We start from the raw sequence: 24728 nt of genomic DNA, 5'->3' as shown, positions 1-24728 counted from the left end.
TGGGCGCGAAAACCGCGAGTAGCCGAACGGGAGCGCGCCGAAGTCGCAAGAATGGAGGGGTGGCCGACGTCGTGGTGGTGGGTGCGGGTTTCGCAGGATTGTCGACGGCGAGGCGGCTGACCCAGCTGGGTCACGACGTGGTGGTGCTCGAGGGGCGCGACCGGGTGGGTGGTCGCTCGTTCACGACGACGATCGCAGGTGCGCCCGTTGATCTCGGCGGCACCTTCGTCGGGCCCACCCAGGACGAGGTGCTCAAACTCGCCGCGGAACTGGGCTGCGACACCGTGCCTACCTACTCCAAGGGCCACAACCTGATCCGCTGGCGCGGACGCGTCCGCTCGTACCGCAGCACCGTTCCGAGACTGTCCATCATCGAATTGGTCGACGTGTCGCGCATCCAGTGGCGCTTCGAACGGCTGACGCGCCTGATCCCGCTGACGGATACGTGGGCGGAGCCGTCGGCGCACCGAATGGACCGCCGATCGCTGGACTCGTGGCTGCGTTCCGTGCACGCCGGCGCGTCAACGCGCGACCTGATGGCGATCATGTCCCGGGTGACGTGGGGCTGCGAACCCGACGAGGTATCGCTGCTGCACGCAGTGCGCTACGTCAAGGCGGCAGGCGGCATCGGGCCCATGCTCGACGTCCAGGGCGGCGCCCAACAGGACCGCTTCCCGGAAGGCACCCAGCAGATCGCGCTGCGGATGGCCGACGAACTCGGCGACCGGGTGAGGATCGGGGCGGTGGTGGAACGCATCAAGCGCACCGCCGGCGGTGACATCGTGGTGCACTCGACGGCAGGAGCGACGACGGCGAGGGCCGTGGTGGTGGCGATCCCGCCCGCGCACCGCGCCGCGATCACCTTCGAACCCGCACTGCCGGAGGGCTATTCGGACTTGGCGGCGCACTGGCCGCAGGGCAGCCTCAGCAAGGCCTACGCCGCCTACGACACGCCGTTCTGGCGTACCGGGGGTTGCTCGGGCGAGTCGCTGTCCGACGACGGTCCGGTGTTCATCACGTTCGACGTCAGCCCCGGCGACGACGGGCCGGGGATCCTGCTGGGGTTCACGGATTCACGGACGTTCGACGCACTCCCCCTCGACGAGCGGCGGGAACGGGCGTTGAGCTGCTTCGCCGCGCTGTACGGCGACAACGCCCTGGAACCCATCGACTACGTCGATCACTGTTGGGGTACAGAGACTTTCGCACCAGGTGGCCCGACGGCCGCGGTGCCGCCCGGCTCGTGGACGGCCTACGGGCGGTGGCTGCGGGAACCGGTCGACGGCGTGTTCTGGGCCGGCACCGAGACGGCCGACCGGTGGACGGGCTTTCTCGACGGGGCCGTGCGGTCGGGCCAGCGCGCAGCCGCCGAGGTGGACGCGCACCTGGCGGTTAGGAACTGATGCGCCGCTCCTGGCGCGCCGATGCGACGAGCGCACGCAGCTGCTGATTGACCTCGTCCGGGCGTTCCAGGATGGCGCAGTGCCCGCCGGACAGTTCGACGAACGCTGCGAGATTCGGTGCGTCCGCGGCGATTCGGCGTGACGCGCCGATGGGCAGCAGGCGGTCCTTGCGACTGCCGATGACGAGCGTCGGCACGACGAGGTTGGTCAGCCCGATGTGCCGTGGCCCGAGCGAGTCGACCAGCGCGCGGGCCCAGCCGCCACGGCCGGCGGGCGGCGTCGCGGCGAACAGTTCGAAGACGAAGTCCACGATTGCCGGGTCGGCGTCGCGTCCCACCGCCAGTGCGGCGATGAACCGCCGGCTCTGCTGCAGGGATCCGGGTATCAGTGGCGCGGCACCGAACTGCTTGAGCAGCAAGCCGCCTGCCCGAACCCGGCTGGCCGACAGCGGGCCCGGTACGGGCAGCACCTTGACGTCGCGCAGCAGGTCGCCGGTCGTGGTGTTGATCAGTGCGACGGCGTCCGCACACTGCGTCACTCGCCGCGGGTACCGGTGCGCCCACGACGTGATCGCGATGCCGCCCATCGAATGCCCCGCGATCACGGCGCGCTCGCTGCCGGCAAGGGTGGCATCGAGCACGGCGTCGAGGTCGGCGGCCAGGAAGTCGAGCCCGTAATTGCCGCGCGCCCGCGGGACGCCGCTGCGCCCGTGGCCGCGGTGGTCGTAGGCGATGACCCTGTGGTCGGCGGCCAGGTCGGCGATCTGGTTCGCCCACACCCGGATGGCGCAGGTGATGCCGTGCGCCAGCACGATCGGGTAGCCGTCTTCGGGACCGAAGACCTCGGTGTGCAACGTGGTGCCGTCCGCGGAACGGACGTCGACGACGCGGCCGCGAGGCAGCGCGTCCGCCGGCGCATAGCGCCGTAGCCGACTCACTGGCGCTGCGAGCAGCTAGGGCGTCGCCAGATCGACGCCGCCGCCGCCGATGTCGACGCCGCCGGTCGCCACGTCGACGCCGCCGTGACCAAGATCGACGCCCGATCCCGGCTCGACTCCGGAGAATGGATCGCCGCCCGCATTCGGGGCGAAGTCCATATTCGGGTTCGCGATGGCGGGCTCTACTGGAGCCGGGACGCAATTGCCGTCGAGCACGATTTGGTCGGGTGCACAGGCAATGGGCTCTTCGGCGAGTGCCAGTGGCGCACCGATCAGGGCAGCTGCCGTCAGGCCTGCACCGACCGCCGCCAACAGCGACGCGGTACGTGAATTCATTGAGCGCATGGCACGCCTCTTTCCTTTTATTTCGAGGCTGACAAATTAGCAGTGACCTGATCGTTACGCGCAGTTATTTACGGTATTCACAGTTTGCTCGGGCAGGCGCAATTGAAGATTGTCCTCGGTGGGTCGAATTCCACGCTCCGACGAGGGCGATGTTAAATGGTCCGGCCTGCCCGGTACAGAGACGAAGGGTGACCATGCGCGCCATACAGATAGCCCGACTCGACGGCCCTTCGGCGGCCGAGTTGGTCGATGTCGACGAGCCGACCGACACCGACGCGGTGCTGATCGACGTCCACGCGGCCGGGGTGGCGTTTCCCGACGCACTGCAGACCCGCGGGCTGTACCAACACCGACCCGAGCTGCCATACGTGCCGGGCGCCGAGATCGCCGGAGTGGTGCGCAGCGCTCCCGCCGACGCCCACGTGGCCGCGGGTGATCGGGTTGCGGCGCTGACGATGCTCACCGGAGCGATGGCCGAAGTCGTTGCGGTGCCGTCGGATCGAGTGTTCAAGCTGCCCGACTCGGTGTCCTTCGAGGCGGGTGCCGGGCTGCTGTTCAACGATCTGACCGTGCACTGCGCGTTGCGCACCCGCGGCAGGCTCGCGCCGGGCGAGACGGTGCTGGTGCACGGCGCGGCAGGCGGCATCGGCACCTCGACGTTGCGCCTCGCGTCGGCGTGGGGCGCCTCGCGGACCATTGCGGTCGTCAGCACCGAGGACAAGGTCGCGGTGGCGCGGGCGGCCGGCGCCACCGACGTGGTGTTCGCCGAAGGGTTCAAGGACACCGTCAAGGAACTGACGGGCGGGCGCGGCGTGAACGTCGTCGTCGACCCCGTCGGCGGTGACCGGTTCACCGACTCGCTGCGTTCCCTCGCCCCCGGCGGCCGGCTTCTGGTCATCGGCTTCACCGGCGGCGACATCCCCACGGTCAAGGTCAACCGGCTGCTGCTCAACAACGTCGACGCGGTCGGCGTTGGGTGGGGCGCCTGGGCCGCGACGCATCCCGGCTACCTTGCCGAGCAGTGGGCTGAACTGGCGCCGCTGTTGGCGTCGGGATTGGTGACCGCACCCGAGCCCGTCGTCTATCCGCTGGAGCGTGCCGGCGACGCCATCGCCTCGCTCGAGGACCGCACGGCCAAGGGCAAGGTCGTCGTCAAGCTGCGGTAGCTACGAGATGCTGATTCGAAGCCAGCCGAACCACGGCAGCCATACACTCGCACCATCAGGGGAACCCGGCTCGACGAGGAGCGTAGAACGATGGCCATCAGCGAAGCGGACATAGCGGCGAGCACACCATTCGATCGGGACGTTGCCGCCACGCGCCGCTATTTCGAGAGTCCGCGCTTCGACGGGATCGTCCGCCTCTACACCGCCCGCCAAGTCGCGGAGCAGCGCGGCACGATTCCGACCGATTACACCGTGGCCCGAGAAGCCGCCGCGGCCTTCTACGATCGCCTGCGCGAGCTCTACTCGCAGAAGAAGAGCATCACCACGTTCGGCCCCTACTCGCCGGGCCAGGCAGTGACCATGAAGCGGATGGGCATCGAGGGGATCTACCTCGGAGGCTGGGCAACGTCGGCCAAGGGTTCCACCAGCGAGGATCCCGGGCCCGATCTCGCCAGCTACCCGCTGAGCCAGGTGCCGGACGAGGCCGCGGGATTGGTGCGCGCGCTTCTCACCGCCGACCGCAATCAGCAGTTCCTGCGCCTGCGCATGACCGAGGAGCAGCGCGCGACGACGCCGGCGACCGACTTCCGGCCGTTCATCATCGCCGACGCCGATACCGGCCACGGCGGAGATCCTCACGTGCGCAACCTGATTCGCCGCTTCGTCGAGGCCGGTGTGCCGGGTTACCACATCGAGGATCAGCGCCCCGGTACGAAGAAGTGCGGCCACCAGGGCGGCAAGGTGCTGGTGCCGTCGGACGAACAGATCAAACGCCTCAATGCGGCCCGCCTCCAGCTCGACGTGATGCGGGTGCCCGGCATCGTCGTCGCCCGCACGGACGCCGAGGCGGCGAACCTGATCGACAGCCGCGCCGACGAGCGCGATCAGCCATTCCTGCTCGGCGCGACGAACCTGAAGATTCCCCCGTACAAGGCCTGTTTCCTGGCGATGATGCGGCGGTTCTACGAGCTCGGCGTCACGGAGCTGAACGGCCACCTCCTCTACTCACTTCCCGACGGCGAGTACGCCACCGCGGCGGCATGGCTGGAGCGCCACGGCATCACCGACCTCATCGCCAAGGCGGCCGCCACCTGGCGCGACAGTGCGGCCCAATCGGTCGACAGTCTGTACGACGAGGTCGAGTCACGGTTCGTCGAAGCATGGGAATCCGACGCAGGCCTGCAAACTTACGGCGAGGCCGTCGCCGATCTGCTCGCATTCCGCGAGAGCGAAGGCGAGCCGGGTGACATGACGGCCGCGGAGTGGAGGAAGTTCGCCGAGCGGGCGTCGCTCTACGCCGCGCGGGAGAAGGCCAGGGAGCTGGGGGCCGACGCCCCATGGGACTGCGAACGGGTGAAGACGCCCGAAGGCTACTACCAGGTGCGCGGCGGCATCCCCTATGCGATCGCCAAATCCCTTGCGGCGGCGCCGTTTGCCGACATCCTCTGGATGGAGACGAAGACCGCGGATCTCGAGGATGCGCGGCAGTTCGCCGACGCCATCCACGCCGTGTTCCCCGACAAGATGCTGGCCTACAACCTCTCCCCCTCGTTCAGCTGGGACACCACCGGCATGAGCGACGACGAGATGCGGCGCTTCCCCGAGGAACTCGCCACGATGGGATTCGTCTTCAACTTCATGACCTACGGCGGACACCAGATCGACGGCGTCGCGGCCGAGGAGTTCGCCACCGCGCTGCGGCAGGACGGCATGCTGGCCCTGGCCCGCCTGCAACGCAAGATGCGTCTTGTCGAATCGCCCTACCGCACGCCGCAGACCCTCGTCGGCGGCCCACGCAGCGACGCAGCCCTGGCCGCCGCCTCGGGCCGCACGGCGACCACCAAGGCCATGGGCAAGGGCTCCACCCAGCACCAGCACCTCGTCCAGACCGAGGTGCCGAAGAAGTTGCTCGAGGAATGGCTCGCGATCTGGGGTGAGTACTACGAGATCGGTGAGAAGCTCCGGGTCCAGTTCCGGCCGCTTCGCGCGGGCGGCGAGGTACTCGAGCTCGGCATCTACGGCGAACGGGACGGCGGCGAGGAAAAGCTGGCCAACGTGCTGGTCGACCCCATCAAGGACCGCAACGGCCGCAGCATCCTGACGGTGCGCGACCAGAACACCTTCTCCGACCAGCTGCGCAAGAAGCGCCTGATGACCCTGATCCACCTGTGGCTGATCAACCGCTTCGACGCCGACGCGGTGTACTACGTGACGCCGACCGAGGACAACGTCTATCAGACGGAGAAGATGAAGTCGCACGGCATCTTCGCCGACGTCTACCCGGAGGTGGGCGAGATCATCGTCGCCGACGTCAACCACCCGCGCATCACCGAACTGCTCGCACCCGATCGCACCGCGCTGCAGCGCCTGATTCGCAAGGAAGACTAGGGCGACGCGGGCCCTGTACGGCCCATCCAGGTAGGCGTAACGGCGCTGTTGAAAGCCGTCTCGGGGGTTTGCCACGGGACTATGCTCGAAACATCGCAGGGAGCCGATGATGGATGACGAGCCGCTCACGACCCAGCGCGACGTCGGCCCCGCCGTCGTCTCCGAGCTGAGTGCCGCCGGGTTCTCCTATGCCGAAGAGGTTGGCCGTGGCGGCTTCGGCATCGTCTACCGGTGCACGCAGCTCGCGCTGGATCGCCTCGTGGCGGTGAAGGTACTGACGGCGCGACTCGGCGAGAAGCGCGAGCGGTTTCTTCGCGAGCAGCGCGCCATGGGTCGGCTCACCGGGCACCCGAACATCGTGGGCGTACTTCAGGTCGGCGAAACGGAGAGCGGCTATCCGTACCTGGTCATGCAATACCACCGGAAGGGTTCCCTCGAGGACCGGATCCGCCAGATCGGTCCGCTGCCTTTGGACGAGGTCGTCCGCCTCGGGGTGAAGATGGCGGGCGCGTTGGCGACCGCCCACCGCGTCGGCATCCTGCACCGAGATGTCAAGCCCGCCAACATCTTGCTCACCGACTACGGCGAGCCCGCGCTGAGCGACTTCGGAATCGCCCACATGCCAGGCGGATTCGCGACGGCGACCGGCACGTTCACCGGGTCCCCGGCATTCGCCGCGCCGGAATCCCTCAGCGGTGATCCGCCGAGTGAATCGTCCGACGTCTACGGATTGGGCGCCACCCTGTTCGCCGCCCTCACCGGTCACGCCGCGTTCGAACGTCGCAGCGGCGAGCAGCTGGTGACGCAGTTCCTGCGGATCGCCAGTGAGTCGGCGCCCGACCTGCGCGACACCGGCATCCCCGACGACATCTCGACCGTCGTCGAGAGGGCGATGTCACCCCACCCCGCTGATCGGCCGTCCGCTGCCGCGCTGGGTGAGGAGATTCAACGCATCCAATTGCGGCACGGCTATACCGTCGACGAACTCGCATTGCCACCAGATCCCGCGGCAGGTCGAGAAGAACCACGGGTGGTGGCTGCCGGCGCCCGCCGCCACGTCGGCAACCTTCCGCTGGAGCTGACCACCTTCGTCGGTCGCCGCGGCGAGCTGGCCGAGGTGAAGGGCCTGCTGTCGACGTCGCGTCTGGTGACGTTGACCGGAATCGGCGGTGTTGGCAAGACCCGACTGGCGCTGCGCGCCGCGGCCGAAGTACGGCGGGACTTCCCCGACGGTGTATGGCTGGTCGAGCTTGGTGAGCTGCACGACGGGTCGCTCCTGGTGGACGTCATGGCGGAAAGCCTTGGCATACGCGATGAGTCGACGCGATCGTTGCGCGACGTACTCGTCGACTTCCTGTGCTCGCGGAAGTTACTGCTGATCCTGGACAATTGCGAGCAGGTGGTGGAGTCGACGGCCAAGCTGACCGAGACACTGCTTCGCGCCTGCCCGGAACTGCGGATCCTGGCCACCAGTCGCGAGGCGCTCGGCATCGGCGGGGAGGCGGTGCTGCGACTGGCACCGCTGGCGTTCCCGTCCTGGCCTGGCGAGCCGACGCCTGGCACGCTGCCCGACTTCGATGCGGTGACGCTCTTCGCCGACCGAGCCGCGGCGGCCGTGCCCGACTTCCGGCTCGGCGACGACAACACACCGACGGTGGCGCGGATCTGCTCCAGGCTGGACGGGTTGCCGTTGGCGATCGAGTTGGCAGCCGCCCGGCTGCGAGCCATCTCGACCACGCAACTTCTCGATCGGCTCGACGACCGCTATGCCCTGCTGACGCAAGGCAGCCGCGGTGCACCGACGCGGCAGCAGACGCTCAGCTGGAGCGTCGGTTGGAGCTACGACTTGTGCACGCCCGCGGAGCAGCGGCTGTGGGCCGAACTGTCCGTGTTCGCCGGGAGCTTCGATCTCGAAGCGGCAGAAGGCATTTGCACGGGCGACCTAGCCCCTGGCGAATTGCTGGACCTGGTGTCGGCGCTGGTGGACAAGTCCATCCTTTCCCGAATCGACGCGGGCGGCGCGACCCGGTTCCGGATGCTCGAAACCCTGCGGGACTACGGATGCGGCCGAATCGAGGGTGACGGTGGCCTCCTGGAGCTGCATCGGCGACACGCCGATTGGTTCCGGCGATTCGTACGCGATGCTGCGGCCGACTGGTTCGGTCCGCGGCAGGTGCAGTGGATGCAGCGCCTCGACCGCGAGGCGCTCAACATCAGGGAGGCACTGGAGTTCAGCCTCACCGACGCGCCGGAGACCGCTCTTCAGATCGTCGGCACCATCCACCCCTTCGGAGTGGCCCGCGGGCGCTTCACGGAGATTCGGCACTGGCTGGACCGCACGCTGGCCGCCACACCGGCCGAGCCGACCGCAGACCGGATCAACGCGCTGTACGGGGCCGTCGCGATTGCCGCACTCCAGGGTGACCTGCCGGCCGCGGTAGCGTGGCTCGAGCAGGCGCAGACCCTCGTCGCGCAGATGTCCGACGTCGAAGCGCGCGGAAAGGTCGCCATCGCCGAGGGGTTCGTAGCGTTGGTCAGCGGCGACAGCGACCTCGCATGCGACCGATTCGAGGCTGCACTGTCCTGCATCGACGAACCGAGCCTGCGAGTTTCGGCGATGATCTTGCTGGGCTGGTGCCTCGAATTCTCCGGCGAGATCGGCCGCGCACTCCTCTGGCAGGAGAAGGCGCTTGCCGTCGCCGAGTCCCACGACGAGTCGGTCTACCGCGGATATGCGTTGTGGTCATTGGGAATTGGTTGGTGGAGGCACCGCAAACCCGACCGCGCCGCAGAACTGCTGAGGGACGCGCTCCGCCTGAACGAGGTGGTGGACGATCCGCGTCAGGCCGCCGCAAGCCTGGAGGGCCTGGCGTGGATCGCCGCGGAGAAGGACGACACCGGGCGCGCCGCCGTCTTGATGGCCGCCGCGCAGGGGCTGGGCCGCATCGTGGGTGCGTCCACGGTGGTGTTGCCGCACCTTCAGGTCTTCCACGACCAATGTGAGCGGCGCACGAGGGAAGCGCTCGACGCGGAGGCACTCGAGGCCGCCCGTCAGGAGGGCTGTGCGATGAGTTTCGAGGAGGCGGTGGCCTACGCGGTTGCGGAATCCAGCTAGCGGCGTGTGACACCGCCGCAACGGGGTATGCGCTCACAGATGACCGCACTACCGCCGGATCCCGATCCCGAAGACACCCCAAGCCTCGAGCCTGGCGGAGGCGTCGCGCCCGGGGCGACTCCCCCGGAGTCGGCACAGACCTCTGGCCTATCGGCGCCGGACCCGACCCCTACCCGCAGACTCACGCCAACGGCGATCGCCAGCCTCGTGGCGATCGCCCTCTTCGTCCTCTTGTTCGTGGTGATGGGAGTGCTGCTCGTCGTGGGCTGGTTCTGACGATCGGCAGAAGCTCAGCCTTCCGCGGGCTTGTAGAAGTACTCGCGCCAAGCCGTGATCTTTCCATCGGTCACGGTGTATGACCCCATGACCGGCCAGCTCATCTGCTTTCCGTCCACGGTCCAATGGTCCGTGCGCTCCATCAACACCACGTTCCCGTCGACGGCGAGATACCTGACCTCGAGGTCGACGCACGTCCCGCCCGCGAAGAACACCTTCATCATCTCGCGGATCGCATCGCGCCCAGCCAGCTTCGGCCAGTCTGGTCCGATGTCGAAGGTGGCGTCTTCGGCGAAGTGACTCATCACTTCTTCGACGTCGTTTCTCCCCCATGCGGCAATTTCAGCGCGCACGATCTCCTCGGCGGTCGTCATTCTCCCGTTTCCCCTCTGTCGCAGTACATTCGGAGCCCTTCGTGATTGAAGCAGTCGTTCAAGACAACACCAACGGCAGCTGTTCCCAGCCTCGAACCGTCGACGTAGGAGACAGGTTCGCGGCGTCGAGGTCCACGTCCCACTCCGGGAATCGCGTCAGCAGCTCGTCGAGTGCGATTCGGCCCTCGAGTCGTGTCAGTGCCGCACCCAGGCAGAAGTGCGCCCCCATCCCGAAGGTGAGGGGCGAGACCACCTTTCGGTGGATGTCGAAGCGATCCGGGTCGGGATAGACGCGGTCGTCGCGATTGGCCGCACCCGCCACGAAGAGGATTGCACTACCAGCCGGCACGCTCTGGCCATGGATTTCCGCGTCGCTCGCGACGTATCGTCCGATGTGCGGGGCGGGCGTCTCGTAGCGCAGGATTTCTTCGATGGCGTTCGGTATCAGTGACCGGTCCGCCGCGAGTTCGCGGCGCTGGTCGGGATGTTCGGCAAGGATTTTCGCCGTCCAACCGATCAACCGGGTAGTCGTTTCGTTTCCTGCACCCGCGACGACCTGGACGTAGGCGAGAATCTCGGCGCGCGTCAGGCGGCGCTGGGTCCCGGTCTCGTCCACGAACTCGGTGTGCAGCAGCTCGCTCATGATGTCGTCGGACGGGTGGTCCACCCGCCAGTCGAGGTAGTCGGCGAATACGCCACTTCGAACGATGTTGTCCTGCTTGAACTTCATCGCCTTTCCAGGTGCCACCCGCAGATTGGCATCGCTGCGGTCGCGGATCTTTTCCTGGTCGTCCTCCGGGATGCCCAGGAGCATCCCGATGACGCGCATGGGCATCTGTGCGGCGAACTCGGCGATCAGGTCGAACCGCTTCTCGCCGATCAAGGGATCCAGGCAGGCAGCTGAGAAGGCCCGGATCTTGGGTTCCAGCGAGGCCACGGTCTTCGGTGTGAACATCTTCGACACCAGCTTGCGGTGGATGGTGTGCGTCGGCGCGTCCTCGTAGATGACCAACCCGGGCGGCATCTCGATGCCCGACTTGATCAACTCGAGGATGTTGCCGCGGCTCGACTTGAACGTGTCTCGGTCGGACAACCCCTTCGCGACGTCTGCGTGCCTGCTCACGGCGTAGAAGTCGTGCTTCTCGTTGTAGTACAGCGGCGCTTCCTCGCGAAGCCTGCGGAACGTCGGATAGGGATCCCGGTTGATGTCGAGGTCGTATGGGTCGTAGTACACGTCGTTGACCTCAATTGCGCTGATTGGCATCTAATTACGCCCCCATCCCGCCGTCGACGGCGATCGCCTGGCCGGTGAGGAAACCGGGTGCGTCATCGCAGAGCCACACGGCGATGTCGGCGATCTCACCGGCCTCGGCGAGACGTCCGATGGGCGCCGCAGAGATCAGATTGTCGATCACCTCCTGCGACATGGACCTGCGGAACATCGGTGTGTCCACGGTGCCTGGGCAGATCGCATTGACCCGCAGACCCTGGCTCGCGTATTCGCGCGCGGCGACCCTGGTCAAACCGACGACGCCGTGTTTGGCTGCGGTGTAGGCCGACACGGTCGGTGCGGCCCGCAAGCCCGCCACCGAAGCGCAGTTGACGATGGACCCTCCGCCGGCGTCGATGATCGCGGGAATCTGGTAGCGCATGCACGACCAGGTGCCGGTGAGGTCCACGGCGATCACCCGATTCCAGTTCTCCATCGAGCCTTCGGCCGTCGGTTTGCCGTGCTCGCCGTCAATACCTGCCGAATTGAACGCGGCGTCGAGGTGACCGTACCTCGCCACCGTCTGCGCGACGGCGTCGGCGACGGTTTCGTCGATGGTGACGTCGCACTCGACGAACGAGCATGTCCCCCAGGCGCTTAGCTCCGCCTCGGCCTTGGCGCCGGCCTCCGCATCGACGTCGGCCAGCGCCACTGCGTAGCCCCGCCGCACGAATGTCTCCGCCGCTGCCCGCCCGATGCCCGAGCCTGCGCCGGTGACAAACACGACCTTCTGATACTGCGCCGTCGGCACTGTTCCTCGTTTCTGGGTTGTCATCGAGCTAGCGGGTGAGCATGCTGCTGAGCTCGAGATGCGGTCTACCGACCGCTCCGTCGCGCAACCGGTCGATGACCGACACTCCGTCGCGAATCACGACCCGCAACGCTTCATCGGGTCGAGCCAGCAACGACGGGTCCTCGACGGGGTCTCCGTCGACGATGACGAGATCTGCCAGCGCGCCAGGCTCGATCACCCCGACCCGGGCTGGCGGATCCATGAGCAGCTGACCGGCATTCGCCGTACCCCAACTGAGCACGTCTTCCGTCGAGAGACCTGCGATCTGGCTGTAGTAGGCGAATTCGCGACCGTAGTTTCCGACCTGATGGTCCAGCGGGTCGTCCTCCATGACGTCGCGGAACACGCCGCTGTAGTCGTCACCGATCAGGATTCGGACGCCAGCCGCCTGCGCCAGCGGCAACATGGCCCGCACGTGGTCGTACTGTGCTTGCGTCACCCCGTAGTCCGCGGCATAGCCGAGTTCGAGCAGGCTCCGGAGGAAGATGAGGCTCGGTACCCAGAACGTTCCGGCTTCCGCCATCGCCGCGATGACCTCTTCGTCGACCTCGTCTCCGTGATCGACGACGTCGAGTCCGAGTTCGATGCACTCCATGATCATCGCCTTGTCGGCCACGTGCGCGCGGACCTTCGCACCACGTTCGTGGGCGGCGCTGATGATTGCGGCAATTTCGGGGCGAGACATGTTGCGCGTAGTCCGATTCGGCTGTCCGTGGCCGGCGCTGGCGAAGATCTTGATGGTTTCGGCGCCGCGGTTGATCTCGGTGCGGACGAGCTTGCGCAGGTCGTCCGGACCGTCGGCGCAGACGTCGGTTCCCGGCGTTTCGTACGCCTTCCACCATCGGCCCCCGTTGTTCATGTCGCCGGTGGTGCCGAGATGGTGCCCGCACGCGCGGATTCGGGGGCCCGGAATGATGTCCTCTTCGATGGCCATCTTCAGTTGAGCGTCGATGTCGTTGGAACACGAGGCGCCCGAGAAGCCGGTGAACCCGCTCTCCAGCAGCACGCGGCAGGTCCGTACGCCGATCGCCATCAGGACGCCCGGCGGGCGTTCCTTGCCGAGCCGGTCACCGTCGGCGATGTTGAACTTGTAGAAGTCCGAGTGCAGATGACTGCTGATCAGGCCGGGCAGCAACGTCATGCCCGCGGCGTCGATGGTCTCGGCGGGCGACGCAGGCGCCGCGTCGTCGACGGCGAAGATCGTGTTGCCGTCGATCGTGACGCTGTGTGTGCCGGGGAGCAGCCTTCGGCCGTCGAAGACCTTGGCATTCGTCACTACCAACATGTTCGTCCTCCGAATTACTCTGCGGCCCTGCCCCGCCGGCTCAATCGCCAGTCCGGGGGAAACTGCCCGTCGTTGTCCTTGACGGTGTCGGTCAGGTTGTCCAGCGTCCCCTCGTCCAGCTCCATGCCGCGCGCACCTGGGTCGGGCCGAAGTTGATCGAGAGTGGATTCGAGCAGGCCGGCGACGATGCTGCCCATGTACTCACCCTGGTGCTGCTTGTAGATCTCGAAGAAGGTCTTCTGCGCGAAGACGGTGTCGGTGGGCCGACTGCGCGAGCAGGCGAGCGCATACTTGTCGGTCATCGCCTCGAGCTCGTCGAACGGCACCACCGCGTTGATGAAGTTGCAGTCGTACATCTCCTTGGCGGTGAACGGCCGGCCGGTGAACACCATCTCCATGAACTTGCGCGCGCCCATGGTGTTGCACCACTGCCATTGCCGCGCAGCGAATCCCGCGTACCGCCACGCGGCGTGGCCGAACAGGGAGTCGTCGGAGGCGATCACGATGTCGGCGTCGGCGGCCTGGTAGAAGTGCCAGCCGTAGCAATACCCACGCACTTCCAGGATGCTGATCTTCTTGAAGTCCTGCAAGCTGCGCATGCCGGCGCTCGGATCGGTGTAGAACTGCACCGTCGATGCCCGGCGTCGGTAGGAGCCCACCGGCGGATAGGTGACGTCCGCGTCGTCGGGGACCCGCACGGCACGGTTCATGCTGACGCCGCCGCGACCGGCCATGGCATCCAGCAGTTCGCTGAGGTCGGCGCCGCTGCCCAGGTTCGGCCCGTTGGCCCGGATCACCAGGACCTTCACGTCATCGTCGATGCTGGCGTTGTGAATCAGGTCGGCGTAGCGGTGCTGGGCGCCGATGGTCATGGCGTTGAGCTCGTCGGCGCGATCGAGGGTGATCGTCGCAATCTTGGTCCGCGGATCCTTGTGGTACAGCACGATGTCCTCGGCCGAGGGTCTGCCATTGTGCTCCGTCATGTGCCGCGTCTCCCTTGTCCATGTTCGTCGACGTGCCGAAGTCCGAGTGGTTTCATCCGGCAGCCGAACTGAGGTGGTGTGGGTGCGACGACCCCTCGACGTGCGCCGCGATCATGTCGGTCAGCTCGAGGACCCGCACCTTTCCGGTGGGTGTCCTGGGTATGTCGTCGTGGGTGACGAAGACGATCTTGCGTGGAACCTTGAAGCTCGACAACGTCTTTCGCAGTGACTCCTGCAGCCCTGCCTTCGTCGGGCAACTGCCTTCGGCGGGAATGACCGCTGCAGCCACGAGTTCGCCGAGCTCTGCATCCGGCAACCCGGCGACGACGGCCAGCTCCACGTCCGGCAGCGCGTTGAGCGCCGCCTCCACCTCGAGACGAGATACGTTGGCGGAGTTGGTCTTGATCATGTCGCTGGTTCGGCCCACGAAGAACGCGTAACCGTCGCCGTCGATCCGCACCAGATCGTTGGTCGGGAAGAACCCGTCCGGAGTGAAGACGGCATTCCGGTGCACCTTGTAGAACCCCGTCATCAGCGCTCCCCCGCGCAATTGCAGTTCACCGACCTCGCCGGCAGCCACCACGGCACCCGTTTGTGGGTCGACCACGCGACGTTCGATGCCGTTGACGGCGCGGCCCGCAGCGCCGGCCTTCGACTCCGGCAGCCGGGTGGTCACCGGCTCGGCGCTGTGCGGCGCGAAGCTCTCGGACATGCCCAGCATGCGGCTCTGCAGATGCGTCGGGATCGATTCGCCGTTCTCGTCCCGGGTCGGTCCGGTGGTGATCTTGACGGCATCGAGCGCTATGCCGCGAATCTTGGCCAGCGATTCGAGTTTGGCGCGCATGTGCCAGACGACGATGTTGGTGACCCGGTGGCGCTCGACGGTGTCGAGGACGACGTCGATGTCCGGGCTGCTCGAGTACACCAAAGTGCTTCCGGTGCTGAGCACCTGCAGCGCCGCCGAGATGCCACCCATCCAGAAGGACGGCAGCAGAGACAACGTGCGATCGGCGCTTCGGACGTCGAAGTAGGTGGCCAGGACCGGAGGCTGGCGGGCCACGGCCAACTGGCCGTGCACCACCGCCTTCGGGGTCGCGGTGCTCCCGGAGGTGTAGACGACGAACGCGTCGTCGCCGGGCACCACCTCCGCCTCGACCGCTGCGAGCAGAGCGGCGTCCGGCGCGTCGGCGTCGTCGGCCATCGCCAACAGCTCCTCGACCGCCCGGGCCCACGGCAACCCCTCGTTGTCATCGAGCCAGACGGAGCGCAGATAGGGCGCCTCGGGTAGACGCAGCGGGTGTGGTTTCGCCTCGACGAGTCCGGCCAGCGCAGCCTGGAGACTCACTCCATAGTCACGGGAAAGGAAGCGGCGCACACCGATCAGGATCTGGGCGTCACTCGTCCGCACGATGTGGGCCAACTCGCTTGGCGTCGTCAGCGTGCTGATCAGCGTGACCAGAGCACCGATGCGCAAGCCGGCGTAGAAGGCGGTGAGGAACAGCGCGCCGTCGGGAGCCAAGACGGCTATGCGCGTGCCCTTTCCGGCACCGGCTGCCAGGAGTGCACGTGCCATTCGGGCAGTGCGTTCATCCAATTCTCGGTAGGTCAGCACGTCACCGGCGTGGATGAGGGCATCGTGGTCGGCGCGCGCGGCGACCACCTTGGCGAACAATTGCGGGAACGTGTCCGCCGGCTCGTGAACGTCCATGGACGGTCAGAACCTGGTGATGGGATCGGCGCCGTCCCAGGCTTCGGCGGCGGCACGCATCGCGGCGAATCCTGCGTCGCGCACCGGACTCGGCTCGAGCAGCTCGACCATGAACCCGAGCGTGGGCGTGGTGTCGACCCAACAGGTGCGGCTATTGCCGATACGGCCCTCGAAGGCCAGTTCCGCTCCCCCGTCGACGTAGGCGTCACGCTCCGACTCGTAGTCCTTGCAAACCAGCGCCATGTGGTGCAAGCCCGATTGCCCCTCCTCGAAGACGTCGCGGAACACCCCAGGCTCGTCGTTGTCCTGGCACACCAGCTCGATCTGCAGATCACCCGCGTACGCGATGGCGGCGGTTACAGCGGGGAACTCGGCGGGCGCTCCTCGGTGCCGCCCGTCGGCGCAGCCCACGCCGTCGAACCAGAAGAACGGGCCCACACCGGCACTGCGAGACCAGGATTCGATGGCGCCGCGAAGGTCGGGCACCACCCAGCACACCTGCATGAAGTGCCGGTTCGGGAACGGGACTGTCGTCAACGGAGTCCTTCGCCGATCAGCGGGAAGCGCTCATCGTTCAGCGGCTGCCACGGCACCATCTCGGTGGTGTCGAAGTTCGGGCACGGCGATCCGTTCCAGCACGCGTCGGCGGGCTGAACCACGAGCAGGTAGCCCCAGCGGGGACGGTCCATCGTGTTCGCCCCGGCACCGTGGATGGTGAGATGGGTGTGCACGGTGACGTCGCCCAACTCGTAGGTCATCTGCTCGCTCATCTCCAGGTCACGCAACTCCGGGAACACCCCGAGCGCGTCGTCGCCGCCGTAGGTGGTGTAGTCACCCAGGACCCCGACGCGGTGCGACCCGCTGACGAACGACATGGTTCCGGCTTCTGGACCGTAGGGCTCCAACGGAATCCAGAACGTCATGCCTCCAGTCCGGTCGACGGCGAAGGTGATGTAGTCCTGGTGGAAGGCCGTTGCGCCGTTGCCGCCATGCCGGGAAGTCTTGGTCGACGGTAGCTTCGGCACGAAGAAGTCCGAGTAGTACCTCATGCCGACGGGTGCACCGTCATCGGCGCGGCGCCGCAGCAACAGCGTTGCGCTCTTGCCGATTTCGTCGATGACGGGCCGCAGGACCGGGCTTGCCAGACCGCCGCTGCGCTCGGCGTTGAAGTATGCCAACGCTCCCTTGGCTTCGCCACCGGCGGCGGGAGACATTCCGGCCTTCAGCGGGTTGCTGTCCGCGTCGTCACCCATCTTTTCGCGGGCGAGGTCCAACATCTTGGCCAGCACTTCGGGATCGACGAAGCGCTTCAGCTTCACCCAGCCGTACTCGTGCAGGTGCTCGACTTCCTCGGAGGTGACGAGGCGACAAGGCAACTTCAGGTCCGTGGTGTCATCCATGGTGGCGTTCATCTCCTCGTAGGCACGGGAATTGGCGAGCTGCGGAACCGGCAGCCTCAGACGAAGATTCCCGGCCCGGTCCGGAAGGCGTAGAGACCGACCACCGCATCCTCGGGCAGCTCGTAGGGCGTGCTGACCTCGTCCACCGTGGGCCCGATGCGTTCGGCGACCTTCGTCACCTTGTCGCGGTCCAGGCCGTACAGGTCGATGGCGGTGTCGCCGAGGAACCGTCGCGTGTACTTCGGATCGACGTCGGAGAACGTGAAGCGCATCGCCTCTCGCGTGTCGGGAAAGGTTCCCTCGGCATGCGGATAGTCGTCGCCCCACATGACGTTGTCGACGAGGTCGTTCTCGACCGCCATCTTGGCTTCGGCGTTCGACATGAAACTCGCACCGATGAAACAATTTTGGCGGAAGTACTCCGACGGTGGCTTCGGCAGTTTGGCGCGGATGGCTGCACCGGTCGGGCCGTGGTAGAGCCCGTCCATGTCCGCCATGGTGCTGGGCGCCCAATCCGCCCACTGTTCGGTGAGCACCAGTTTGAGATTCGGATAGCGCTCGAACACCCCGCCGAAGATCATCACCCACAGGCCGCGACGGGTCCGGAACGGTGTCTCCATCATGTACATCATCTGGGCGCCCTGGCCCTGATACGGGTAGTGCTCACCGCCGCCACCGTGTGTGTTGACGGACAGTCCGGTCTCGTTGCAGGCGGCCCAAAGCGGTTCCCACGCAGGGTCGTTGAGCATCGGAAAGTCGCCCCGCGGCGCAGGGAGGTTGATGCCCTTCAGCCCGGCGTCGGCGGCCCACTGGACCTCCTTAGCGCATGCACTCAGGTCGGAGATCGGGATGTGGGCGATCCCGGCGTGGCGTTCCGGGGCCAGCGACACGAAGTCGGCCAGCCACCGGTTGTAGATCCGCACGCCGACCTTTTCGAGATAGTCGTAGGCGGTGTCTCCCCAGCTGATCAGGCCGGTGGTCGAAAACGGGATCGATTGTCCGTTGAGGCCGCCGTGGAAGATGACGTCCGCCGCCACGCCCTGCTCGTCCATGTCGGCGATGCGCGCGTCGTGGTCCTGCAGGCCGGGCGCAAGGCTGTGCTCGTAGCTGCGTTGCAGGAAGCGCGCACCGATCTGATCGGCGTTGCGGATGCCTGCCTGCTTGCCGAACTGTTCCGCCTCGGCTTGCCCGAGCTCGTCCACCTTGGGCCGGCTGGCCTTTTCGGCCTGGGTCTTGCCTCGCTCGGCCTGCGACTTGCCCAGCGACCAGCTTTGCTTCCCACCGGATTTGGCCTCCGACGACCGCCACGACAACAGTCCCTGGCTCTCCATCTCCGTCACGAAGCGATCGAAGTCGTCCAAGTGCTTCGCGTCGCAATACGGGCGCAGCTGATCCTTGACCGACGGGCCGACGTGGCTGTCGATCGACACCACGACGTAGCGCTGGTCATCGGCGGCGCTGCCGACGGAGCCGGACTGAACTCGTGACATCTCTTCCCCCTGGCTTCTGGTCGATGCGAGTGGCTGTGGCTGGGCACCTGCACAGCTCGTTGAAGAGATCTAAGCAACATTCACCAGCTTTTGCAACGGTGTGGCATTTTTGACCCGATGTGGCAAAACACCGTCCGAACTCGCACGCTTACGTCGAGTGACTAGGGTTCTGACGATGGCATCGCGGGTTCAGGAGCGGACTAGTCGGCACGTCCTCGACGTCGCGCGGGCCTTCATCGAGGTCCACGGCGTTGAGCAACTTTCGATGCGCCGGCTAGCCGACGAAGCAGCAGTCAGCGTCCGCACGCTCTACAACCACTTCGGGGACAAGGAGGGGCTGCTCACCGCGCTCGTGCAACGGTCGCTCGACTCCATCGACGTCGCCGTTCACCACCTGACCGCGACCGATCCGATCGAACGGATCTGGGAGGCGATCGCCGTCTCGATCGACAAGACCGTGGCCGAGGTACCCAAGGCGGTCGTTCGCGCCGTCGTCATGGACGATCGCCTCCTCGACCTGGTGAACGTGCACTGGACGGGGTGGGACCTGATCGTCTCCGAGATCGGCGCCGCGACCAAAGCTGGTGTGCTGCGGCCAGATATCGAGCCGGCGGTACTTGCCGAGCATGCGGCGATGGTGTTGTTCCACCTGCAACGCCGCTGGACCTCCGGCGAGCTCGACGATGCCGGACTGCGCGCCGGCGCGCTGCATGCGTTCGACATCTGCCTGCTTGCCGTCGCTCAACCACGCGCGCGGCCGCGGATCCTCCGGCATGCGCAGTCGCTCAGCGGTGATCGACCTCGGCTCGCCGGGGCCTGAACGTCACTTCGAGCGAAGCGGGCTCAGGATGTCGTTTGTCGAGGGAACGTCGGCGCCGTCGACGTCCAGGACGGCGTCGATGTTCTCGGCGATGGCTTCCGCCGTCAGCGCGCGACTGCGCAGACCCTTCGCAGCGACGAAGGCCAACCGCGCCACACCGCCCATTCCGACTTGGAGCACCTCGCCGTTGAGCTGACATGCCTCGTGAGCCAGGTAGGCGACCGCCGGCGCGCACAGTTCGGGCGGCATACTGGCGTTGACCTGCGCCATCTTCTCCGGTGACATCCCGTGGAGGGTCGAGAGATTCTCTACGTGGTCGGCGGATAACCGGGTGTAGGCGCGGGGGGCGACGGCGTTCACGCGAATGCCCGCGGCCAACCCTTCGGTCGCGAGGTTTCGCGTCAACCCGTAGACGGCGCCCTTGGCCGATGCATAGCTGGTGAGCCCGGGTACGCCGCCGAGCATGGCCTCCGACACGGTGTTGACGATCCGGCCGTACCCGGCGGATCGGAAGTGTGGCCATGCCGCCCTGATCACGTAGAGCGCGCCGAAGAAGTGCACGTCGAGCATGGCGCGGAACTGATCGATCGACAGCTCGTCGAAGGTCGCGGGGTCGTGGATGCCCGCGTTGTTCACCACGATGTCCAACCGGCCGAATGCGTCGATTGCGGTGTCGACGATGGACGTCGCTCCCCGCTCGTCGGCCACCGACGCGCAGCACGCGACGGCGTCGCCTCCGAGATCGGTGATTTCCCTGGCCACTTCGTTGGCGGGTGCCGACGACGTGCCGTGCCCGTCGGGGTCCACGCCGTAGTCCGCGACGACGATGCGTGCGCCCTTCGCCGCCAGCAAGTGGGCGTAACCGCGGCCGATGCCGCGTCCGGCGCCGGTGACGATCGCGACGCGCTCGTCAAAACGTAACTCAGACATGCCTTTTCCCTTCGACACATAGCAGGCTGGCTCGCGACCATACTCCGTCTGCGACCTCGACATTCTGGTGATGCGAGAACACCGCACGGAATACGTTGTGCACCAGTCGGATTTGTCGCCCATTTCGCGAGCACCCTTGACCGGGCACCCGCTGGCCTGCTAAGCAGGTGCCCAGCGACCATCCCTCAGGAGACCATCCGTGTCAACCGCACCGACCGAAGCCGAGCTGTACTACGACCCGTACGACATCGACCTCAACATGAACCCCTACCCGGCATTCGCCCGGTTCAGGGAAGAGGCCCCGCTCTACTACAACGAAAAGCACGACTTCTACGCACTGAGCCGCTACGACGACGTCAACAAGGCGACCATCGACCACGACACGTTCATCTCCGGGCGTGGTGCACTTCTGGAGATCATCAAGTCGGGCATGGAGATTCCGCCGGGGACACTGATCTTCGAGGATCCGCCGATCCACAACATCCACCGCAATCTGCTGTCGCGGGTGTTCACGCCACGCAAGGTGCTGGCCCTCGAACCCCAGATCCGGGAGTTCACGACGCGCTGCCTGGATCCTCTGGTCGGGTCCGACCGATTCGACTTCGTCAACGATCTCGGTGAACAGATGCCGATGCGCGTCATCGGCATGCTGCTGGGCATCCCCGAGGACCGGCAGCAGCAGATCACCGACCACGGCGAGGAGACCCTCAACAAGGACAAGGTCGACGCGCTGGCCACCGGCGAGGTCTTCGCGGAGTTCATCGACTGGCGGACCGAGCACCCATCCGACGACATCATGACCGACCTGCTCAACGCCGAATTCGAAGACGAGACCGGCACGGTGCGCAAGCTGCGCCGCGACGAACTGCTGCTGTACTTGACGGTGATCGCGACCGCCGGCTCCGAGACCACCACCCGGATGCTCGGCTGGGCAGGCAAGACCCTGGCCGAAGTTCCGGATCAGCGGCGCGACCTGGTGGCCAACCACGGCCTGATCCCCCAGGCGATCGAAGAGATCCTGCGCTGGGAGCCGCCCGCGCTGCAACTCGCCCGCTACGTCACCCGCGACGTCGAGTACTACGGCCAAACCGTGCCGGAAGGTTCGGCGATGCTGCTGCTGGTTGGCGCGGCCAACCGCGATCGCCGCCGGTTCGCGCCGGACGGGGACGTCTTCGACATTCACCGGCAGCACCTTTCGCACCTCACCTTCGGCGCGGGCACCCACTTCTGCATGGGCAACGCCTTGGCCCGGCTGGAACTTCGCATCGCGCTGGAGGAGATCCTCAAACGCTTCCCCGAGTGGGAGGTCGATTGGCCCAATGCGGTGCCGTCGGAGACCGCCGCGGTTCGCGGCTGGGCCGCCATGCCCACGTTGTTACCCTGACCTGGAATACCCCTGGGGCCGTAGAGGACTCGCATTGCATCGCATACTGCTCAGCACGTTGATCATCGACGCCCCGTCGGACGTACACGAAGAGACGGCACGGTTTTGGGCGGACACACTCGATGCCGAGGTGGTGACCCCGCGGGGCGGCAGCGACTACCGCATCCTCGAGGGCGCGTCCAACGACTTCCGACTCGTAGTCCAGAACGTGCACTCCGACCGGGCAGGCGTGCACCTCGACATTCACACGGACAATCTCGCCGCGGAGGTCGGGCGCTTGAAAGGCCTCGGCGCGACGGTCGTCGACGACTCCTTCGCCAATCACCCCGGGCAGTGGGTCATCATGGCCGACCCGTCCGGCAAGCAATTCTGCGTGGTCTACGCGCTCAACCCGTTGCGTCCCAAGGAAGACCGGGATGCGTTCGAACGAAGGGCGAAACCGGTCAACTGACCCATCGAACGGTCGACGGCCGCTGGCCGCGAGACTCCTGAGTCACACTCGTGCCGCCAATATATCTAGCGTGCTAGTATCTAGAGCATCAGCAGATGGTCTGCTAGGGAAGTGGTCGGACTGTGTCACAGGCATCTCGTGATCACTTGGGTCAGCAGCTGTCGTTTGCGTTGTACGGGGCCGCCAACCGGATGATCCGCCTGCACAAGCCGTTCCTCGAACCGCTGGGTTTGACGTTTCCCCAGTACTTGGCGGTATTGGCGCTGCTGGATGACGCACCGGTTCCGGTCGGCACCTTGGGCGCCCGCCTCGACATGGACACGGGCACGATCACGCCCTTGGTCAAGCGCCTGGAGGCCATCGGAATGGTGACGCGGACGAGGGACGTCGCCGACGAGCGGAGGGTGTTCGTCGATCTGACCGCCCGTGGCCGCGCGCTCGAACCCGAGATCCGAGGCATCACCGACCAAATCAAGACAGCGTGCCAGCTCACCGACGCGGGCATCGACGACCTTCGGCGCACTCTCGAAGGACTCGCACACCCCGCGGTCGACTAGGCACCAGAGAAGGGAAAAGGCATGAACCCCAACGATTCAGCCACGGCGGCTGCCGTCAAACCCGACCTCGGACAGTTCGGCGTGTGGACGGTCAACCCGGTCTCCGCGGAGGTCGCCGTTGAGCTCGAGAGCCTGGGCTATGGGGCGGTGTGGGTCAGTAGCTTCGCGCCCGACGACCTGTCCTGGGTCGACCCGATCTTCGATCGGACCACCACGTTGAAGGCCGCCACCGGGATCATCAACATCTGGACTTCTTCGGCCGGACCCGTGGCGGAGGCGTTTCACCGCCTCGAACATCGTCACCCGGGGCGATTCGTGCTCGGCATCGGCGCCGGCCATCGCGAAGCCATCACCCAGTGGGAGAAGCCGTTCGACGCACTCAATGCCTATCTTGACGACCTGGACCGCTACGGTGTGCCCGCTCACCGCCGCATCCTTGCCGCACTCGGCGACGGGATCCTGAAGCTGTCAGCGCGACGCGCGGCCGGCGCGCACCCTTATCTCACGACTCCCGAGCACACTGCTCGGGCCCGCAACGTGATGGGGCCAGCCGCCTTCCTGGCCCCGGAGCAGAAGATCGTGCTGTCCGACGACGCCGAGGAGTCGCGCGCATTGGGCCGTGACGCACTCGACCTGTCGCTCGGCTTCGCCAATTACCGCAACAGTTGGAAGCGAATCGGCTTCTCCGACAACGATCTAACCAAACCCGGCAGTGACGAACTGGTCGATGGCGTCATCGCCCACGGCGCCGCTGATCAGATTGTTCAGCGCCTACATCAGCACATTGCAGCCGGTGCTGATCACGTCGCCATTCAGGTCATCGGCACAACGGATGTGTTGCCGGCATTGACGACTTTGGCTCCGGCACTTGGCCTATCGCCGCACCAGCGCTAACCCTCAACACGAGAATCCCCAAAAAGAAACGGCACATACCATGACCACCCTGGGCATCATCGGAAGCGGCAACATCGGATCGGCCGTTGCCCGGTTGGCGGTAGCCGCCGACATCGACGTCATCGTGGCCAATTCGCGAGGACCCGAGAGCATCGCGGATCTGGTCGACGAGCTCGGACCACACGCGACGGCGGGCACGATCGAAGACGCAGCGCGTGGCGGCGCGGCCGTCCTGCTCAGCATTCCGATGTCCGCCTACGGGAAACTCCCCGAGGGACTGTTGAGCGGAAAGACGGTGCTCGACACCGGCAACTACTATCCCTCGCGCGACGGCCGCGTCCCCGAACTGGACTCCGGTCAGTACACCCAACTTCAGCTCGCCCAGAAGTTGCTGCCCGGCGCGATCCTGGTGAAGGCATTCAGCAATATCCTCTCCAACCACATCCCCGAGCTGGCTCGACCATCCGGTGCGTCAGACCGGACCGCGTTGCCCATCGCCAGTGACGATGCCGGCGCGCTCGACGTAGCAGCGGATCTCATCGACCGCCTCGGATTCGACACCATCAACGTCGAACCATCCTCGCAGACATGGCGTTTCGAGCCCGAGTCGGCCGGCTACACCCAAATCTACTTGTCAGATCCGACCGTATCGTGGGAGAAATTCACGAGCACCCCGGGTGCGCCCGTCTCCAAGGACACGCTGCGCGCAGCACTGGCTTCCGCCACGCGTGTCAACGTGGCCGACCGGACGGTCTGACC

Annotated in this window: 23 protein-coding genes; 11 read left to right on the top strand and 12 right to left on the bottom strand. The window is 66.3% G+C overall.

Annotation, left to right across the window (positions count from 1 at the left end):
• The first annotated feature begins 59 nt into the window (after positions 1–59).
• Positions 60–1403 (top strand): flavin monoamine oxidase family protein, encoded by a 1344-nt coding sequence (locus tag N536_RS0121275; protein ID WP_036437122.1) that lies wholly within the window; start codon positions 60–62, stop codon positions 1401–1403.
• Here the strand turns inward: N536_RS0121275 and N536_RS0121270 are convergent.
• Together N536_RS0121270 and N536_RS0121265 are read right to left on the bottom strand one after the other, a co-directional pair.
• Positions 1393–2340, bottom strand: coding sequence for an alpha/beta fold hydrolase (locus tag N536_RS0121270; RefSeq protein ID WP_029115454.1), 948 nt, complete (start codon positions 2338–2340; stop codon positions 1393–1395). The genes N536_RS0121275 and N536_RS0121270 overlap by 11 nt on opposite strands.
• 15 nt (positions 2341–2355) lie before the next feature.
• Positions 2356–2676, bottom strand: a complete 321-nt coding sequence (locus N536_RS0121265) for a hypothetical protein (RefSeq protein WP_029115453.1) — start codon at positions 2674–2676, stop codon at positions 2356–2358.
• 203 nt (positions 2677–2879) lie between these two features.
• On the opposite strand from N536_RS0121265, the gene N536_RS0121260 reads away from it, so the two are divergent.
• The 4 genes from N536_RS0121260 (at position 2880) to N536_RS0121245 (ending at position 9630) form a co-directional block, all read left to right on the top strand.
• Complete coding sequence (locus N536_RS0121260; protein ID WP_029115452.1) at positions 2880–3851, top strand: NADPH:quinone oxidoreductase family protein; 972 nt, start codon at positions 2880–2882, stop codon at positions 3849–3851.
• 90 nt (positions 3852–3941) lie between these two features.
• A complete protein-coding gene (aceA, locus tag N536_RS0121255) occupies positions 3942–6239 on the top strand; it encodes an isocitrate lyase ICL2 (RefSeq protein WP_029115451.1) in 2298 nt (765 codons plus the stop codon).
• A 109-nt stretch (positions 6240–6348) separates the two neighbouring features.
• Positions 6349–9354 carry a protein kinase gene (locus N536_RS0121250; RefSeq protein ID WP_051574668.1) on the top strand — a complete coding sequence of 1002 codons (3006 nt, stop codon included), beginning with the start codon at positions 6349–6351 and terminating at the stop codon, positions 9352–9354.
• 39 nt (positions 9355–9393) lie between these two features.
• Complete coding sequence (locus tag N536_RS0121245; RefSeq protein WP_029115449.1) at positions 9394–9630, top strand: DUF6480 family protein; 237 nt, start codon at positions 9394–9396, stop codon at positions 9628–9630.
• Positions 9631–9644: 14 nt separating this feature from the next.
• Here the strand turns inward: N536_RS0121245 and N536_RS0121240 are convergent, their stop codons facing one another.
• From N536_RS0121240 to N536_RS39085, 9 genes are read right to left on the bottom strand one after another with little or no spacing between them, the layout of a single operon-like run.
• On the bottom strand, positions 9645–10004 hold the full coding sequence (locus N536_RS0121240; RefSeq protein WP_029115448.1) for a limonene-1,2-epoxide hydrolase family protein: 360 nt from the start codon (positions 10002–10004) through the stop codon (positions 9645–9647).
• A gap of 58 nt (positions 10005–10062) precedes the next feature.
• Entirely contained in the window at positions 10063–11262 is a 1200-nt protein-coding gene (locus tag N536_RS0121235; RefSeq protein ID WP_369798453.1) for a cytochrome P450, read from the bottom strand.
• 10 nt (positions 11263–11272) lie between these two features.
• Entirely contained in the window at positions 11273–12025 is a 753-nt protein-coding gene (locus N536_RS0121230) for an SDR family oxidoreductase (RefSeq protein WP_029115446.1), read from the bottom strand.
• A gap of 28 nt (positions 12026–12053) precedes the next feature.
• Complete coding sequence (locus tag N536_RS39095) at positions 12054–13343, bottom strand: amidohydrolase family protein (RefSeq protein ID WP_197040188.1); 1290 nt, start codon at positions 13341–13343, stop codon at positions 12054–12056.
• 23 nt (positions 13344–13366) lie between these two features.
• Positions 13367–14335 (bottom strand): enoyl-CoA hydratase/isomerase family protein, encoded by a 969-nt coding sequence (locus tag N536_RS0121220; protein WP_029115445.1) that lies wholly within the window; start codon positions 14333–14335, stop codon positions 13367–13369.
• A gap of 52 nt (positions 14336–14387) precedes the next feature.
• On the bottom strand, positions 14388–16043 hold the full coding sequence (locus N536_RS39090; RefSeq protein ID WP_051574654.1) for a class I adenylate-forming enzyme family protein: 1656 nt from the start codon (positions 16041–16043) through the stop codon (positions 14388–14390).
• A gap of 6 nt (positions 16044–16049) precedes the next feature.
• Positions 16050–16580 carry a VOC family protein gene (locus N536_RS0121210; protein ID WP_155948673.1) on the bottom strand — a complete coding sequence of 177 codons (531 nt, stop codon included), beginning with the start codon at positions 16578–16580 and terminating at the stop codon, positions 16050–16052.
• Positions 16577–17443: a phytanoyl-CoA dioxygenase family protein gene (locus N536_RS0121205; protein ID WP_029115443.1), complete on the bottom strand. Its 867-nt coding sequence runs from the start codon at positions 17441–17443 to the stop codon at positions 16577–16579. Before N536_RS0121205 ends, N536_RS0121210 begins: the two co-directional genes overlap by 4 nt.
• 56 nt (positions 17444–17499) lie before the next feature.
• On the bottom strand, positions 17500–18933 hold the full coding sequence (locus N536_RS39085; protein ID WP_029115442.1) for an amidohydrolase family protein: 1434 nt from the start codon (positions 18931–18933) through the stop codon (positions 17500–17502).
• 175 nt (positions 18934–19108) lie between these two features.
• Here N536_RS39085 and N536_RS0121195 point away from each other — a divergent pair, with 175 nt between their 5' ends.
• A complete protein-coding gene (locus N536_RS0121195; protein WP_029115441.1) occupies positions 19109–19753 on the top strand; it encodes a TetR/AcrR family transcriptional regulator in 645 nt (214 codons plus the stop codon).
• A gap of 3 nt (positions 19754–19756) precedes the next feature.
• On the opposite strand, the gene N536_RS0121190 is transcribed toward N536_RS0121195, so the two are convergent.
• Positions 19757–20683: an SDR family NAD(P)-dependent oxidoreductase gene (locus N536_RS0121190; RefSeq protein ID WP_029115440.1), complete on the bottom strand. Its 927-nt coding sequence runs from the start codon at positions 20681–20683 to the stop codon at positions 19757–19759.
• 259 nt (positions 20684–20942) lie between these two features.
• Between N536_RS0121190 and N536_RS0121185 the strand changes: the two genes are divergently transcribed.
• The 5 genes from N536_RS0121185 (at position 20943) to N536_RS0121165 (ending at position 24726) form a co-directional block, all read left to right on the top strand.
• The gene (locus N536_RS0121185) at positions 20943–22067 is read left to right on the top strand and encodes a cytochrome P450 (RefSeq protein WP_081809317.1); all 1125 of its coding nucleotides are present in this window, start codon (positions 20943–20945) and stop codon (positions 22065–22067) included.
• 34 nt (positions 22068–22101) lie between these two features.
• Positions 22102–22518: a VOC family protein gene (locus N536_RS40830; protein ID WP_051574653.1), complete on the top strand. Its 417-nt coding sequence runs from the start codon at positions 22102–22104 to the stop codon at positions 22516–22518.
• Positions 22519–22664: 146 nt separating this feature from the next.
• Positions 22665–23075 carry a MarR family winged helix-turn-helix transcriptional regulator gene (locus N536_RS0121175; protein WP_197040187.1) on the top strand — a complete coding sequence of 137 codons (411 nt, stop codon included), beginning with the start codon at positions 22665–22667 and terminating at the stop codon, positions 23073–23075.
• Between the two features lie 21 nt (positions 23076–23096).
• Entirely contained in the window at positions 23097–23969 is an 873-nt protein-coding gene (locus N536_RS0121170; protein ID WP_029115437.1) for an LLM class F420-dependent oxidoreductase, read from the top strand.
• Entirely contained in the window at positions 23944–24726 is a 783-nt protein-coding gene (locus N536_RS0121165; RefSeq protein ID WP_255358467.1) for an NADPH-dependent F420 reductase, read from the top strand. Before N536_RS0121170 ends, N536_RS0121165 begins: the two co-directional genes overlap by 26 nt.
• The last annotated feature ends 2 nt before the right edge of the window (positions 24727–24728 follow it).

The organism is Mycobacterium sp. URHB0044, assembly GCF_000620625.1.
In the GTDB taxonomy this organism is placed as follows: Bacteria; Actinomycetota; Actinomycetes; order Mycobacteriales; family Mycobacteriaceae; genus Mycobacterium.
Note: the sequence above shows the minus strand (reverse complement) of the source record. Positions and strands in the feature narration are given on the sequence as shown.

What these genes read in the sequence shown, in the direction of transcription:
- N536_RS0121265 (WP_029115453.1), bottom strand. Translation starts at nt 2,676, where the DNA reads ATGAATTCACGTACCGCGTCGCTGTTGGCGGCGGTCGGTGCAGGCCTG.
- N536_RS0121260 (WP_029115452.1), top strand. Translation starts at nt 2,880, where the DNA reads ATGCGCGCCATACAGATAGCCCGACTCGACGGCCCTTCGGCGGCCGAG.
- aceA (WP_029115451.1), top strand. Translation starts at nt 3,942, where the DNA reads ATGGCCATCAGCGAAGCGGACATAGCGGCGAGCACACCATTCGATCGG.
- N536_RS0121250 (WP_051574668.1), top strand. Translation starts at nt 6,349, where the DNA reads ATGGATGACGAGCCGCTCACGACCCAGCGCGACGTCGGCCCCGCCGTC.
- N536_RS0121245 (WP_029115449.1), top strand. Translation starts at nt 9,394, where the DNA reads ATGACCGCACTACCGCCGGATCCCGATCCCGAAGACACCCCAAGCCTC.
- N536_RS0121240 (WP_029115448.1), bottom strand. Translation starts at nt 10,004, where the DNA reads ATGACGACCGCCGAGGAGATCGTGCGCGCTGAAATTGCCGCATGGGGG.
- N536_RS0121220 (WP_029115445.1), bottom strand. Translation starts at nt 14,335, where the DNA reads ATGACGGAGCACAATGGCAGACCCTCGGCCGAGGACATCGTGCTGTAC.
- N536_RS39090 (WP_051574654.1), bottom strand. Translation starts at nt 16,043, where the DNA reads ATGGACGTTCACGAGCCGGCGGACACGTTCCCGCAATTGTTCGCCAAG.
- N536_RS0121205 (WP_029115443.1), bottom strand. Translation starts at nt 17,443, where the DNA reads ATGGATGACACCACGGACCTGAAGTTGCCTTGTCGCCTCGTCACCTCC.
- N536_RS39085 (WP_029115442.1), bottom strand. Translation starts at nt 18,933, where the DNA reads ATGTCACGAGTTCAGTCCGGCTCCGTCGGCAGCGCCGCCGATGACCAG.
- N536_RS0121195 (WP_029115441.1), top strand. Translation starts at nt 19,109, where the DNA reads ATGGCATCGCGGGTTCAGGAGCGGACTAGTCGGCACGTCCTCGACGTC.
- N536_RS0121190 (WP_029115440.1), bottom strand. Translation starts at nt 20,683, where the DNA reads ATGTCTGAGTTACGTTTTGACGAGCGCGTCGCGATCGTCACCGGCGCC.
- N536_RS0121185 (WP_081809317.1), top strand. Translation starts at nt 20,943, where the DNA reads ATGAACCCCTACCCGGCATTCGCCCGGTTCAGGGAAGAGGCCCCGCTC.
- N536_RS0121170 (WP_029115437.1), top strand. Translation starts at nt 23,097, where the DNA reads ATGAACCCCAACGATTCAGCCACGGCGGCTGCCGTCAAACCCGACCTC.